Raw genomic sequence first — 13417 nt, 5'->3', positions numbered from 1 at the left:
CTTATCGACCTCCCAAGCCGAAGGGCGTCTCGAGATCGACATCGATCCAGACCGGGAAGTGGTCGGACGCCACCTCGCCTATGTCGGATCCCACCGAGCGCACCCGTCCGGCGAACACCCCGCCGACGAAACAATGGTCGAGCCGGCGCTTTGCCAATCTGCCGTCGATGATCTTCTCATGCGTGTGAAAATCGGCGGCCGGTTCGCCGGCGACGGAAGCCGCATCGACGAAGCCGTCGAGATAGGCGGCACCGCGATGATAGGGCGTGCTGCCGACGATGCGGCGGTATTCGTCGCTGCCCGGCTCCATGTTGAAATCGCCCATCCAGATCGCCGCCAACGGATTTTCGGGCTCGGCCTCGCCGCTGGTCCAGTTTCGCGAAGGTTCGTCGTCAGTGCCACTCCACGGCCCGCCGTCGGACGGCGCGCGGCGATGCTCGGCCAGCAGATAGTCGATCTGTTCAAGCCGCTCTTCCGCGGCGATATGGGCGAGATGCAGGGAAAACACCCGCACCGGACCGGCGGGCGTGCGGATCATGCATTCGAGTGCCGCGTTGCGGGTGTTGAGCGGCCGCAGCGTCCGGCGCATCGGCAACGCATGCAGCCGAGACCAGACGATCGGCAGTCTTGACAGCACCATGGTGCCGAATTGCCGGCGCCGGTTGATCAGGCGGCCGTCGCGCCGCTCGCTCGCATCCATGTCGAAGGCCGGCCCGTAAACCCAGTGATAGTCGGGCAGCAGGCGCGACAGCAGTTCCGGCTGGTCGTCGAAATTGCTGCGCTGCCAGTGACGTTCAACCTCCTGAAACGCAATGATGTCGGCGCCCTCGACGACCCGCGCCGCGCGCGAAAGATCGTAGCGCCCGTCGCCGCCGAACCCGTACTGGATGTTGTAGCTGACCAGCTTCATTGCTTATCCGGCTCACTTTCGGCGATGGCAGTAGCGGTTCGGTGGATCGGTTGCAATGTGCAGGAGAATGGCAGCGGCTTGGGCCAGAAGCCTCCCCTGCCCCTGCTGTGCGATCATGCACCGATTCCGGATCGCTTCGGTATTCTCCGCGCGCCGGAAAACGCCGCGAGGCGTCTCCTGCCAACGCCCCGGGGGTCAGGTCCGGCGGTGGACCGTCCTAATCCGTCGTCAGCGGCTGGAACCGGCCCGCAGGCGACGCCGCCAACTCCGCCCAGTCGATCTCTTCCTCCAGCCGATGATAGGCCTCGTCGCCGATCGTGCCGTTGCGGCGCAACTCCTCCAGCGTGTCGCGCTGGCGATTGATGGCGTAGAGGCGCAACCGGTCGTATTCGGTTGCCGCCTGTGCGTCCTCCGGGTTTTCGGCGATAACACGCTGGGCCTCGTACTGTTCGCGCACGACAGCCGCGGCCGCCGAATTCTTGCGGCTCAACACGTCGAGTGCCGCCTGCATGATCGCGACGCGAGCCTGGGCCACCTCGCGGTCTATCGTGGTATCCCGTTCGAAGTTGAGTATCCGCAGCAGGGGTTTCAGGCTCATGCCCTGCAGCACCAGCGTGCCCAGGACCACAGCGAAGGCGGCAAGCACGATCGGATCGCGGCCGGGAAAACCCGCCGGCAGGGCAATGGCCACCACCAGCGTCACAAGCCCGCGCATGCCGCACCAGCCGACGAGCACCGCGCCGCGATACGTCGGCACGTCCCGCCTCCGGTCTTCGCCGCCGAAGCGGGCGAACCACCGGATGATCGCAACGTAACTCGCCACCCAGACGAGACGTGCCACAATGACGACAACCAGCACCGTCGCGGCAAAGAGAAAGGCTTCACCCTGCCCTTGGCCGGAGAGCCGGCCGACGATCGAACGTGCCTGCAGGCCCATCAGCACGAAAGCCAGCACGTTGAGCACGAACACCGCCGACTCCCAGACCGAATAGGTGCTGACGCGGCGTCTCGCCGACATGCGGCGCGGCGCCCGGCGCGCGATGGTGATGGCGTAGACGACGATGGTGATGATGGCGGAAAGACCGAGCCTGTCGGCCAGGATCCACACGCCGAATGTGCCGGCAAACTGCACCACGGTGCTGCTCGCCGCATCCTCGATGCGGGTGAGCGTCAGCAGCGAGAAGCGACCAAGCACATATCCAGCGACCAGGCTGCCAATGGTCGACAGCAAGATCGTCGGAATGGCGTTGCTCAGCATGATCGAGCCGAGCGCCGACGAAACGGCCAGCCGGTAGATCAGGAGGGCCGTGGCATCGTTGAGCAGGCTCTCGCCCTGCAGGATGGCGGTGATGCGGTGCGGCACCTTGAATTGCCCCAGTACCGCGGATGCCGCCACCGCGTCCGGCGGCGCGACGATGGCGCCGAGCGCGATCGCCGCCGCTATTGGCAGGCCGGCCATCTTCCAGCCGACGAAGGCGACGACGACAGTGGTGAAGACAACGGCGCCAAGCGCCAGCAGCACCAGCGACAGCCTGTAGCGCTTCAGGTCGCGCAGCGAGGTGTCATAGGCGGCATCGAGAAGCACCGGCGCGATGAACAGCGCAAGCGCCAGTTCCGGATCGATCTCGATCATTGGCGCACCGGGCACGAAGGCGATCGCAACCCCGGCCAAGGCCAGCAGCGACGGATAGGGTATCTCCAGCCGCCGCGACAGCGCCGTCAGCGCGACGGCAGTCAAAAGCAGGACAAGCGTCAGTTCGAAAAGAGCCATGGGCGGTACTTCCGTGAGACGGGATTGCCGGCGCGGATATGCCTGCAGGATGCGGTGGATTGGCCATCAAACTCAAGCCCTCTGGCAGTAGGCGTCAAACCACCTCCCGCTTAAAAGACCGGTATGATCCTCATCGGCCAATATGACTCGCCCTTCGTGCGCCGTGTCGGCATCGCGCTGACCATGTATGGCATCTCCTTCGAGCACCGTCCCTGGTCGGCCTTCGGCGATGCCGAGAAGATCCGTCCCTACAATCCGCTGACGCGCGTGCCGACCTTGGTGCTGGACAATGGCGAGGTGCTGATCGAAAGCCATTTGATACTCGACTATCTCGACAGCCTTGTTCCGGCCGATCGCAGGATGTTTCCGGTGAGCGAGCCCATGCGTCATCAGGCGCTGAAGGTCTCAGCCCTGGCCACCGGGCTCGGCGACAAGGCGGTCAGCCTGTTTTACGAGAAGCGGCTGCACGAGAAACTCTCCGAGCTCTGGGTCGGGCGCTGCCGCATGCAGATAGAGGCGGTGCTCGCCGTGCTGGAGGCCGAACGGGCCGAACGTCCGACAGCGTATTGGTTCGGCGACCATATCGGTCATGCCGATATCGCGGTCGCCGCGGTGCTGCGTTTTATCGGCGAGGCGCATCCGGGACTGGTGTCGCTGGCCGATTTCCCCGCTCTCGGCGCACACGCCAAGCGTATGGAGGCCTTGGCTGCCTTTCAGGAGATATCGCAGCCGTTCATTGCGCCGGCTTGAGGTCCGCGCTCAACGGCATTTTCAATGAAGGACCAGCATATCGCCCGACGAGAACGAAATCTCGGCCTTTTCGCCAACGGCGGGCGGCGGTGTGGCCGGACTGTTGAACGTATCGAGCGACACCGTGTTGCCGCCAATGCCGACACGAACCCGGATCACCGAGCCGAGGAAGTGCACTTCGGAAATCTCGCCGGACAGGCTGGAATCGCGGCCGGGCTGGCGGCCGAGCGAAATCGCTTCCGGCCGCAGCGCCAGCGACAGCGTGTCGCCGGACTTCGAGCCGTTGAGCTTGCCCTTGAGCGAGACTTCCTGCGTGTTGACCTGAACCGTGCCGGCCGCGGCGTCGGTGACCTTGCCTTCGAGCACGTTGAGCGTGCCGACAAAATTGGCGACGAACTTGGTCGCCGGCCGGTTGTAGATCTCGAACGGCGTGCCCACCTGCTCGGCCTTGCCGCCATACATGACGGCGATGCGGTCGGAGATCGACAGCGCCTCTTCCTGGTCATGGGTGACGAAGATGGTGGTGATGCCGAGCTTCTTCTGGATGGAGCGTATTTCCTCGCGCAGCGACACGCGCACCTTGGCGTCCAGCGCCGACAGCGGCTCGTCGAGCAGCAGGAGCTTCGGTTTCGGCGCGATCGCGCGCGCCAGCGCGATGCGCTGCTGCTGGCCGCCTGAGAGCTGGTAGGGATAGCGGTCGGCCATCTGCGGCAGCTTGATCATGTCGAGCATCTCGGCGACGCGCTTGTCGGCATCGGCCTTCGACATGCCGGCGACCTTCAGCCCGAAAGCGATGTTCTGTGCCACGGTCAGGTTCGGGAACAGCGCGTAGGCCTGGAACACCATGCCGACATTGCGCTGGTTGGGCTTCAGGCGCGTAATGTCCTTGCCGGCCACGACGATCTTGCCGGCCGACGGCTCCTCGAAGCCGGCGACCATGCGCAGCACCGTTGTCTTGCCGCAGCCGGACGGTCCAAGGAACGAGACGAATTCGCCCGGCTCGACATCGAGGCTGAAATCCTGGACCACGGTATTGGAACCGTAGGACTTTCGCACATGCTGGATGGACAGAAATGGCTCGGCCATGGCTTTTTCTCTCAGGTCAATTCGGTCGGTTCGCCGATTTCGGCGCGAAGCGGGACAGGATCTGGATGAGCGACATGCAGCCCCAGGTAATGGCGAAAGCGATGATGGCAAGAGCCGCGGGCTCATAAGCACGGTTGGCGCCGATATTCTGCAGATAGGGGCCAAAGGCCGGGCGGTTGAGCAGGCTCGCCATGGTGAACTCGCCGATGACGATGGCAAAGGTGAGGAAGGCGCCCGACAGCACGGCAATCAGAACATTGGGCAGGATGACACGGCCAATGATCGTGCCCCAGCCGGCACCCAGGATCTGGGCCGCTTCCGTCAACGTGCGCACATCGATGGTGCGCAGGCCGGTGTCGACGGCGCGGTACATGTAAGGCAGCGACAGCGTTGCATAACCGATGACCAGCAGGGCGTTCGCACCCATATTGCTTCCCAGGAACGGCAGCGGCGAATTCGAGCCGTACATCCTGATATAGCCGAAAACGATGACGATGGCCGGAATGACCAGCGGCAGCAAGGTGATGAATTCGACGATCGGCCTGAGCTGCGGCAGACGCAGCCGGATCCAATAGGCCGCCGGCACCACGATCAGCACTCCGAGTATGATGGTGAAGATGGCCGCGATCACCGAATACAGGAAGGTCGACTGGAAGCGCGCGTCGCCGAGCACGATCCGATAGGCGTCGAAGGAATGAACGCCGCGGCGCATGCGCAACGAGAACTCGACCGTCGCCATCAGCGGTATGAAGAAATAAGCCGCGCCGACAATGAAGATGACCCAGGCCCAGAACTTACCCGACTTCATTTGAGCCACCTTTCGGAGCGAGTCCGGAACCAGATGTAGAAGACGTTGGCCAAGCCCGTGATGACGATCATGCCGAAGGCGATGGCATAGCCAAGCTGCGGATTGTGCAGCACGTCACCATTGATTTGCGAATAGAGCTTGATGGGAACGATGTTGAGCGCCGGACCGGCAAAGGCGTAAGCCGTGGCGATGGCGCCGAACGCATTGGCGAACAGGAGGATGACGGTGCCGAGGAAACTCGGCCATATCACCGGAATGACCACCATGCGCCAATACTGCGACTGCGTGGCGCCAAGCGTGGCCGCCGCCTCGCCCCATTCCTTCTTCAATCCGTCGATGGCCGGCACGATGATGACCACCATCAGCGGGATCTGGAAGAACAGATAGACCGCGATCAGGCCCGAAGTGGTGAGGAAATTGAAGCCCATCGCATAGATATTGATATTGAGGACGTCACGCAAAAGCGTGGTGACGATGCCGACGCGGCCAAGCGTTGCCAGGAACGCGAACGCCAGCGGCAAGCCGGCAAAATTGGAGGCGACACCCGAAAAAGTCAGGGTTGCGGAGCGCGTCCAGCCTGGCAGGCCGCCACGCACGATGGCGATGGCTATTGCGAGGCCGGCAAAGGCGCCGATGATGGCCGACCAGAAACTGATCTTGATCGAAACCCAATAGGAGGCGCTGATCGACGGGTCGGTGACCAGCTGCAGGATGTTGTCCAGGGTGAAGGAGCCGTCACCGCGTTGAAACGCGCCCAGCACGAGATAAAGCGTGGGCAGGATCAAGAACATCAGGGCAAAGATGAAGAAGGGCGCCACGCCGATCCATTGCGTCGGCAGGCGGAAGGCGGTCGCCTCGTTCGGCGGCGCGGGCTTGGTGGCGAGTGCCTGATTTGAAAGCGTAAGATCGGTCATGCGCCGGCTACCGTCTTCGAGGGAAAACCGGGCGGCCTCGCGGCCGCCCGGTGGATTTCAAGTCTTACTTCACGTTGGCGCCGACAACGGCGTCCCAGTTCTTGCTGATCGCTTCCTTGGCCTTGCCCTGCTCGTCGAGCGTCGGGAACGCGGCCGAGGCATAGGATTCCGCCGGCGGCAGCTTGGCCAGCACGTCCGCGGGGATCTTGCCGTTCTTGGCGAGATCGTTGAAGCGGATCGGGTGGCAATAGCCCTTCAGCCAGCCGATCTGGCCTTCGTCGGAATAGAGGTATTCCATCCACAGCTTGGCTGCGTTCGGATGCGGCGCATAGGCGCTGATCGCCTGCACATAGACGCCGGCGACCACACCGGTCTTCGGCACGATGACGTCGACGGGCGGGTTGCCCTTCAGCGTATCGCGGCCGGCGAGCGCATTGTAGTCCCAGTTGATCAGGATCGGGGTCTGGCCCTGGGCGAGCGTTGCCGGCTTGCCGACGACCGGAACGAAATTGCCGGCGGCGTTGAGCTTCTTGAAGAAGTCGAGGCCAGCGGTGCCGGCGGCTTCACCAGCAGCCGCGCCACCGGAAAGGCCGGCGGCGTAGACGGCCTGGATGGCCTGGTTGGAAGCGCGCGGATCACCGGCAAGCGCGACCGAATTGGCGAATTCCGGCTTCAGGAGATCGGCCCAGTCCTTGGGCGATTCCTTGACCAGGTCCTTGTTCACCATGAACGAGAGAACGCCATAATAGTCACCGTACCAGGCGCCATCGGCATCCTTGGCGCTGTCCGGGATCGAGTCCCAGGTCGACACCTTGTAAGGCATCAGCAGGCCGTCGGCCTTGGCGGTCGGGCCGAAGGACAGGCCAACGTCGATGACGTCGGGTGCCTGCGGGCCCTTGTTGTCCTTGTTGGCCTTGATAGCCTCGACCTCGTCGCCGGAGCCGGCATCGGGGTTGAGTTCGTTGATGGTGATTTCCGGATACTTCGCCTTGAAGCCGGCGATGACGTCGCCGTAGCCGCACCAGTCATGCGGCAGCGCGATGGTGGTGAGTTGGCCCTCGGCCTTCGCCGCCTTGACGAGATCGTCCAGCGAAGCCGCGGACGAAATCACCGACGACACCATAAGGGTCGCGGCCGAAAGGGAAAGCACCTTCCCCGTGAATTTGAACATGTGTTCTCTCCGTTGAACTGACGCTGTTGAACGCCTGCGATGCGGTATCGTTTTCATGTGACAGCCAGATGAAAGCTTTGTGAAACCCTTGGCCGGCAGCAGAAAAAGTTAACTCTTTTTAACCGACTGTAGCAATTAGCCGTCACTTATTTTTCCGGCTAAACACTTTCTGCCTTGCATTTCATCCTTTCCCCCTTGGTTCGCCCTGATTTTCCAGATCAATTTTCTGGCAGTCATACGCCGTCAGATCGTGCCGGCGATAGCGTTTTCCAGCAGCGTCAGCGCCGCCTTCTTGGTGAGCTTGACCGGGTTGCCGCCGGCCGTGGGATCGACCACCGCCATGTCCGCGATCAGCGCCTTGCGTTTCTTGTCCATGTCGAGCCCCTTGATCAGGCCCGGAAGCGCGTGCGGCACCTTCAACTCCTTGCGCAGCTTGATGATGGCCTTGGCAAAGCCATCGAAGCCTCCCTTGATGCCGCAATAGGCGGCGAGCCGGGCAATACGCTCCTCGATGGAGTCGCGATTGAAGGCGAGCACATAGGGCATGAACACGGCATTGGTCATGCCGTGATGGGTATCGTAGAGCGCGCCGACCGGATGCGACAGCGAGTGGATGGCGCCCAGCCCCTTCTGGAAAGCGGTGGCGCCCATGGCGGCCGCGCTCATCATATGGGCGCGCGCGACGAGGTCCTTGCCGTTGGCGAAGGCCTTCGGCAGGTTCTCGAACACCAGGCGAATGCCCTCCACAGCGATGCCATCGGCCATCGGATGGTAGCCCGGCGCACAATAGGCTTCGAGGCAGTGGGCAAGCGCATCCATGCCGGTGCCGGCGGTGATGAAGCCAGGCATGCCAACCGACAGCTCCGGATCGGCGATCACGATCGCCGGCAGCAGCTTCGGATGGAAGATGACCTTCTTGGTGTGCGTCTCCTCATTGGTGATGACGCCGGCGCGGCCGACCTCCGATCCGGTACCAGCCGTGGTCGGAACCGCGATGATCGGAGCGATGGCGTCGGAGTTGGCGCGCGTCCACCAGTCGCCGACATCCTCGAAATCCCACACCGGCCGCGTCTGGCCCGCCTGGAAGGCGATCAGCTTGCCGAGATCGAGCGCCGAGCCGCCGCCGAAGGCGATGACGCCATCATGCTTGCCCTTCTTGAACACGGCAATGCCGGCGGTGAGGTTGGACTCGACCGGGTTCGGTCTCACCTCCGAGAAGACGCCGTAGGGCACCTTGGCATCGTCGAGAATCTTCAGCGTCGAGGCGACGACCGGCAGTTTCGCCAGGCCCGGATCAGTGACGAAGAGCGGCCGCTTGATGCCGGTGGCCGCCAGGACCTCTGGCAATTCCTTGATGCGCCCGGCGCCGAAGCGGACGGTGGTGGGGTAGTTCCATTTGGAGATCAGCTTGGACATTGCTTGTCTTTCGAAAAATCAGATTGCTTCGCGCAGGTGGAAGGATTTCGGCCGGGTCAGATTATCGTAACCGATGGCTGACAGTGCCGCACCCTTGCCGGTGTCCTTGACGCCGGTCCAGACCAGGGCCGGATCGAGATAGTCGCAGCGGTTCATGAACACCGTGCCGGTCTCGACGCGGTTGCCGATCGCCACCGCATGCTCGGTATCCCTGGTCCAGATCGAGGCCGTCAGCCCATAGGGGCTGTCGTTCATCAGCGCGATCGCCTCCTCGTCGTTGCGCACCTTCATGATGCCGACGATCGGGCCAAAGCTCTCCTCGCGCATGACGCTCATCTGATGGTCGACGTGGGTCAGCACCTCCGGCGCCAGATAGGGCGAGCCCGCCCTGTCGTTAGCCACCTTCATGTTGATGTGCGCCTTGGCGCCCTTGCGCAGCGCTTCGGCCTTCTGCTCGCGGATCAGGTCGGCGAAGCGCGCCTGCGCCATCGGCCCCATAGTCGTGGCCTGCTCCAGCGGATTGCCGACGACATAGTTCCTGGTCTCGGCGATGAAGCCCTCGACGAACTCGTCATAGACCTTCTCGTGCACATAGACGCGCTCGATGCCGCAGCAGCACTGGCCGGAATTGTAGAAGGCGCCGTCGACCAGGTTGGCGACAGCGTGATCCAGCTTGGCGTCGGGCAGCACATAGGCCGGATCCTTGCCGCCAAGCTCGAGGCCGAGCGTCATGAAGGTGCCCGCCGCCGCCTTTTCGATGGCGCGGCCGCCGCCGACCGAACCGGTGAAATTGACATGGTCGATCTTGCCAGAACCAAGCAGCTTTTCGGTCTGGACGTGGTTGAGCACGATGTTCTGGAACACGCCCTTGGGCAGGCCGGCCTTGTCGAAGGCCTGCTGAAAGCGCTCGCCGACCAGCAGCGTCTGCGCCGCATGCTTGAGGATGACGGCGTTGCCTGCCATCAGCGCCGGCACGATCGTGTTGACGGCGGTCAGATAGGGATAGTTCCAGGGCGCGATCACCATGACCACGCCGAGCGGATCCTTCTTCACATAACGCCGAAAGCCGTCCTTCGGATTGGATGCCGGCACGGATTTCAGCGCCGCCTCGGCGATCTCGACCATGTAATTGGTGCGTTCCTTGACACCGCCGAACTCGCCGCCATAGCGCACCGGACGCCCCATCTGCCAGGCGATCTCGGGCACGATCTCGTCGGTCATCGCGACCAGCGCTTCGAGCATCGCCAGCATGTACTTGCCGCGCTCGACGATCGGCGTTTCGGCCCATTTCTCCTGCGCCGCCTTGGCGCGCTCGACAGCGGCATTGATCGCCTGGTCCGTTGCCACGGGCCGCTCGGCATAGATCGAGCCGTCAATGGGGGTAATGAGTTTGACCGTTTCGGTCATTTTGCAAGTCCTCGTACTTTTACAACAATCGAAAATCACATGGTTGGCGCTACCCTCATCCTCCGCATCTTCTCCAGTGGGAAGGAGACGGGAAGCGCTCCGACGGTGGCGCCCTTCCCATTCTCGCCGGGAACGGGTGGGGGCAGCGCCGACGTTGGCTGCTACCCTAGTACCGCTCGAACCCTCTGTGCAGTTCCCAATCCGTAATGCGGCGGTCGTATTCGAACTGCTCCCATTTTGCCGTGTGGACATAATGTTCGAGCACGTCCTCGCCGAGCGCCTGCTTCAGCATCTTCGACTTCGCCAGCGTCTCGGTCGCATCGCGCAACGTCTTCGGGATCTCCGGCAGGCGAGATGCCTGATAGGCATCGCCGACGAATGGCTTCTGCAACTCCAGCTTCTCATCGATGCCGGCAAGGCCGGCGGCGATCAGCGCGGCGAAGGCGAGATAGGGGTTGAGGTCGGCGCCGCCGATGCGGCACTCCATGCGGATGCCCTTGGTGCCCTCGCCGCACAGGCGGAAGCCGGCGGTGCGGTTGTCCTCGCTCCACATGATCTTGGTCGGCGCGAAGGTGCCGGCCTGGAAACGCTTGTAGGAGTTGATGTAGGGCGCCAGGAACCAGGTGAATTCCTTGGCGTATTTCAGTTGCCCGGCCGCCCATTGCTGGCCGAGCGTCGACAGCGTCCAGTCGGCCTTCTTGTCGAAGAACAGCGGCGTCTTGCCGTCGGCGCTCCACAGCGAATTGTGGATGTGGCTGGAATTGCCGGCGAGCCCGTAATTGTACTTGGACATGAACGAGATCGCCTTGCCTTCGGACTCGGCGATCTCCTTGGCGCCGTTCTTCAGGATGACGTGCCGGTCGGCCATGTCGAGTGCTTCGGCGTAGCGCACATTGATCTCTTCCTGGCCCGGGCCCCATTCGCCCTTGGAGTTCTCGATCGGGATACCGGCCGCTTCCATCTCGTTGCGAAGCCGGCGCATGACACCTTCTTCCTTGGTGGTGATGCCGATCTGGTAGTCACCGATATAGGGCGAAGCGGTATCAAGGCCCTGCCAGTGCTTCTTGCGTGCGGAATCGTAGGTCTCGTTGAACAGATAGAATTCGAGTTCGGAAGCGAAGTAGCCGATGTAGCCGCGCTCCTGCAGCCGCTTGACCTGCTTCTTCAGGATCGCGCGCGGCGAATGCGGCAGGTCGTCATGGGTGTGGTGGTCAAGCACGTCACAGATCACCAGCGCGGTCTTTTCCAGCCAGGGAATGCGCCGCAGCGTGGCAAGGTCCGGCTTCATGACGAAATCGCCATAGCCCTTCGACCAGCTCGCCGCCTTGTAGCCGGGCACCGGCTCCATATCGATGTCGGCGGCCAGGAGATAGTTGCAGCCATGCGTTTCGTCATGCGCGGAATCGACGAAGTACTGCGCCAGGAACCGTTTTCCCGCCAGCCGGCCCTGCATGTCGACGATGCAGGCCAGCACCGTGTCGATCTCGCCGCTGGAGACCGCTTTCTTCAACTGATCGAACGAGAAATTTCCGGCCATTCCTTCGGCACTCCAGTGCTTGGTCATTGAAAGGGATAAACGAAACCATGGCCGGCTCGATGCCGGCCATGGCCTTGATGGTCGAGGTCAGTGGCCGGTTTCGCCGACCGCCTGTTCCGCCGCCTTGATCGCCGCCTGACGCGCCGCGATGATGTCGCCGAGCGGCGGCCCCTGGAAGCGGTTGCGTTCGAAGGCGAACCACACGATCGCCGTCAGAACGAAGAAGCCCACGGTGATGTAGAGCGCCCAATCGTTCGGCGGCTGGATGCCGATGATGAAGATCAGGATCATCGACACGATCGACAGGAAGGCGAACAGCATGAACACGCCGCGCCCCATATTCCAAGGCCCCATCTTGTCCCACTTCGGCGTGCCCCAGGCCAGCATCCCGAGCACGATCGGCACGGTGAACGACAGGAACAGGAAGATGACGGTGCAGGACACCACGATGGTGTAGGCCGAGGTCCCGGCGACCGAAACCAGCGTCGAGCCCCAGACGAACAGCACCGACAGGATCGATGCCGTCCAGATCGCCGCCACCGGCGTGCGATAGGTCGGGCTGACCTTGGCGAGTGCCGCCGAGCCGGGCAGGCCGCCGTCACGCGAGAAGGCGAAGATCATGCGCGACGCCGAAGTGACGGTAGCGAGCCCGCACAGAAGCTGCGCGATGAACACGACGAGGTAGACGAACTCCTTGAGGCCGGGGCTGACGCGCTGGTCGAAGGCCCAGAAGAATACGTTCCAGCCCTGCTTGGCGGCATCGTCCATATTCGGGATCATCAGCACGAAAGCGGCCAGGAACAGATAGCCGAAAACGGCCGACCAGATCACCGACATGACCATGGCGCGCGGCACCGAGGAAGCCGCCTTGATGGTTTCCTCGGAGGTGTGGGCCGAAGCGTCGTAGCCGGTGATCGTGTAGATCGGCAGCAAGAGGCCGAGTGCGAACACCCATGCATTGGAGACGGACGGCCAGACACCGGCGCCGGCGTCGCCCGAATAGTTGTGGAAGGTGAAGAGACGGCTGAAATCCCAGGTCTCGGCGGAGAACAGGCAGACGACCGCGATCAGGATCGAGCCAAAGAAGATCAGGTAGCCCGAGAAGTCGGTCAGCTTCGCCGTCAGCTTGATGCCGAGATGGTTGATCAAGGCTTGTGCGCCGGTGATGATGACCAGGAAGATCATCTGGTTGGTCAGCGAGCCGTCAATCCCCAGCGCTGGCCCGAAGGCGCCGACGAAGAACGTCCAGGTGCCGACATTGATGGCGCCCAGCACGGTGATCAGGCCGAGCAGGTTGAGCCAGGCCGTGACCCAGCCGGTGCCGCGATTGCCGAGGATCGAACCCCAGTGATACAAGCCGCCCGCCGTCGGATAGGCCGAGCTGATCTGCGACATGGCAACGGCAAAGGTCAGCGACACGAAGCAGCCGACCAGCCAGCCGATGCCGATACCGATGCCGCCGGCGCCGGAGGTTGCCTGGGCCAGCGAATTGATACCGCCCGACAGGATGCAGATGATCGAGAAAGAAACCGCGAAATTCGAAAAGCGGCTTAGCCGCCGCTCCAGTTCCTGGGCATAGCCCATGCTGTGGAGGTGCTTGACGTCCTCCGCCTTGTCAACGTCTGTATAACCCGGTGCTGCCATTGG

The 13417-nt window shown here is 62.8% G+C and carries 11 protein-coding genes; 1 reads left to right on the top strand and 10 read right to left on the bottom strand.

The features are described from left to right. Window position 1: 1 nt before the first annotated feature. Window positions 2-910 carry an endonuclease/exonuclease/phosphatase family protein gene (locus tag AC07SZ_RS16255; protein ID WP_494915044.1) on the bottom strand — a complete coding sequence of 303 codons (909 nt, stop codon included), beginning with the start codon at window positions 908-910 and terminating at the stop codon, window positions 2-4. 217 nt (window positions 911-1127) lie between these two features. Beyond that, window positions 1128-2681: a cation:proton antiporter gene (locus AC07SZ_RS16250; RefSeq protein WP_056577606.1), complete on the bottom strand. Its 1554-nt coding sequence runs from the start codon at window positions 2679-2681 to the stop codon at window positions 1128-1130. A 123-nt stretch (window positions 2682-2804) separates the two neighbouring features. Here AC07SZ_RS16250 and AC07SZ_RS16245 point away from each other — a divergent pair, with 123 nt between their 5' ends. After that, on the top strand, window positions 2805-3431 hold the full coding sequence (locus tag AC07SZ_RS16245; RefSeq protein WP_494915042.1) for a glutathione S-transferase family protein: 627 nt from the start codon (window positions 2805-2807) through the stop codon (window positions 3429-3431). A 21-nt stretch (window positions 3432-3452) separates the two neighbouring features. Here the strand turns inward: AC07SZ_RS16245 and AC07SZ_RS16240 are convergent, their stop codons facing one another. The 8 genes from AC07SZ_RS16240 to AC07SZ_RS16205 form a co-directional block, all read right to left on the bottom strand. After that, window positions 3453-4517, bottom strand: a complete 1065-nt coding sequence (locus AC07SZ_RS16240; RefSeq protein WP_056577610.1) for an ABC transporter ATP-binding protein — start codon at window positions 4515-4517, stop codon at window positions 3453-3455. A 16-nt stretch (window positions 4518-4533) separates the two neighbouring features. After that, a complete protein-coding gene (locus tag AC07SZ_RS16235; protein ID WP_056577612.1) occupies window positions 4534-5325 on the bottom strand; it encodes an ABC transporter permease in 792 nt (263 codons plus the stop codon). Then, window positions 5322-6239, bottom strand: a complete 918-nt coding sequence (locus tag AC07SZ_RS16230) for an ABC transporter permease (protein WP_056577616.1) — start codon at window positions 6237-6239, stop codon at window positions 5322-5324. The genes AC07SZ_RS16235 and AC07SZ_RS16230 overlap by 4 nt, the downstream gene beginning before the upstream one ends. A gap of 64 nt (window positions 6240-6303) precedes the next feature. Continuing rightward, complete coding sequence (locus AC07SZ_RS16225; RefSeq protein WP_056577620.1) at window positions 6304-7410, bottom strand: ABC transporter substrate-binding protein; 1107 nt, start codon at window positions 7408-7410, stop codon at window positions 6304-6306. A gap of 243 nt (window positions 7411-7653) precedes the next feature. Next, window positions 7654-8826: an iron-containing alcohol dehydrogenase gene (locus tag AC07SZ_RS16220; protein WP_056577625.1), complete on the bottom strand. Its 1173-nt coding sequence runs from the start codon at window positions 8824-8826 to the stop codon at window positions 7654-7656. An 18-nt stretch (window positions 8827-8844) separates the two neighbouring features. Then, window positions 8845-10233 (bottom strand): aldehyde dehydrogenase family protein, encoded by a 1389-nt coding sequence (locus tag AC07SZ_RS16215; RefSeq protein ID WP_494915040.1) that lies wholly within the window; start codon window positions 10231-10233, stop codon window positions 8845-8847. A gap of 166 nt (window positions 10234-10399) precedes the next feature. Further along, a complete protein-coding gene (locus tag AC07SZ_RS16210; RefSeq protein ID WP_056577936.1) occupies window positions 10400-11770 on the bottom strand; it encodes a glutamine synthetase family protein in 1371 nt (456 codons plus the stop codon). Between the two features lie 87 nt (window positions 11771-11857). Continuing rightward, a complete protein-coding gene (locus tag AC07SZ_RS16205) occupies window positions 11858-13414 on the bottom strand; it encodes an amino acid permease (protein ID WP_056577630.1) in 1557 nt (518 codons plus the stop codon). Window positions 13415-13417: the final 3 nt, after the last annotated feature.

It is taken from the genome of Mesorhizobium sp. GW821-FHT07A06 (assembly GCF_059419085.1).
The sequence above is the reverse complement of the archived record's forward strand: the minus strand, read 5'-3'. Positions and strand labels throughout refer to the sequence as shown.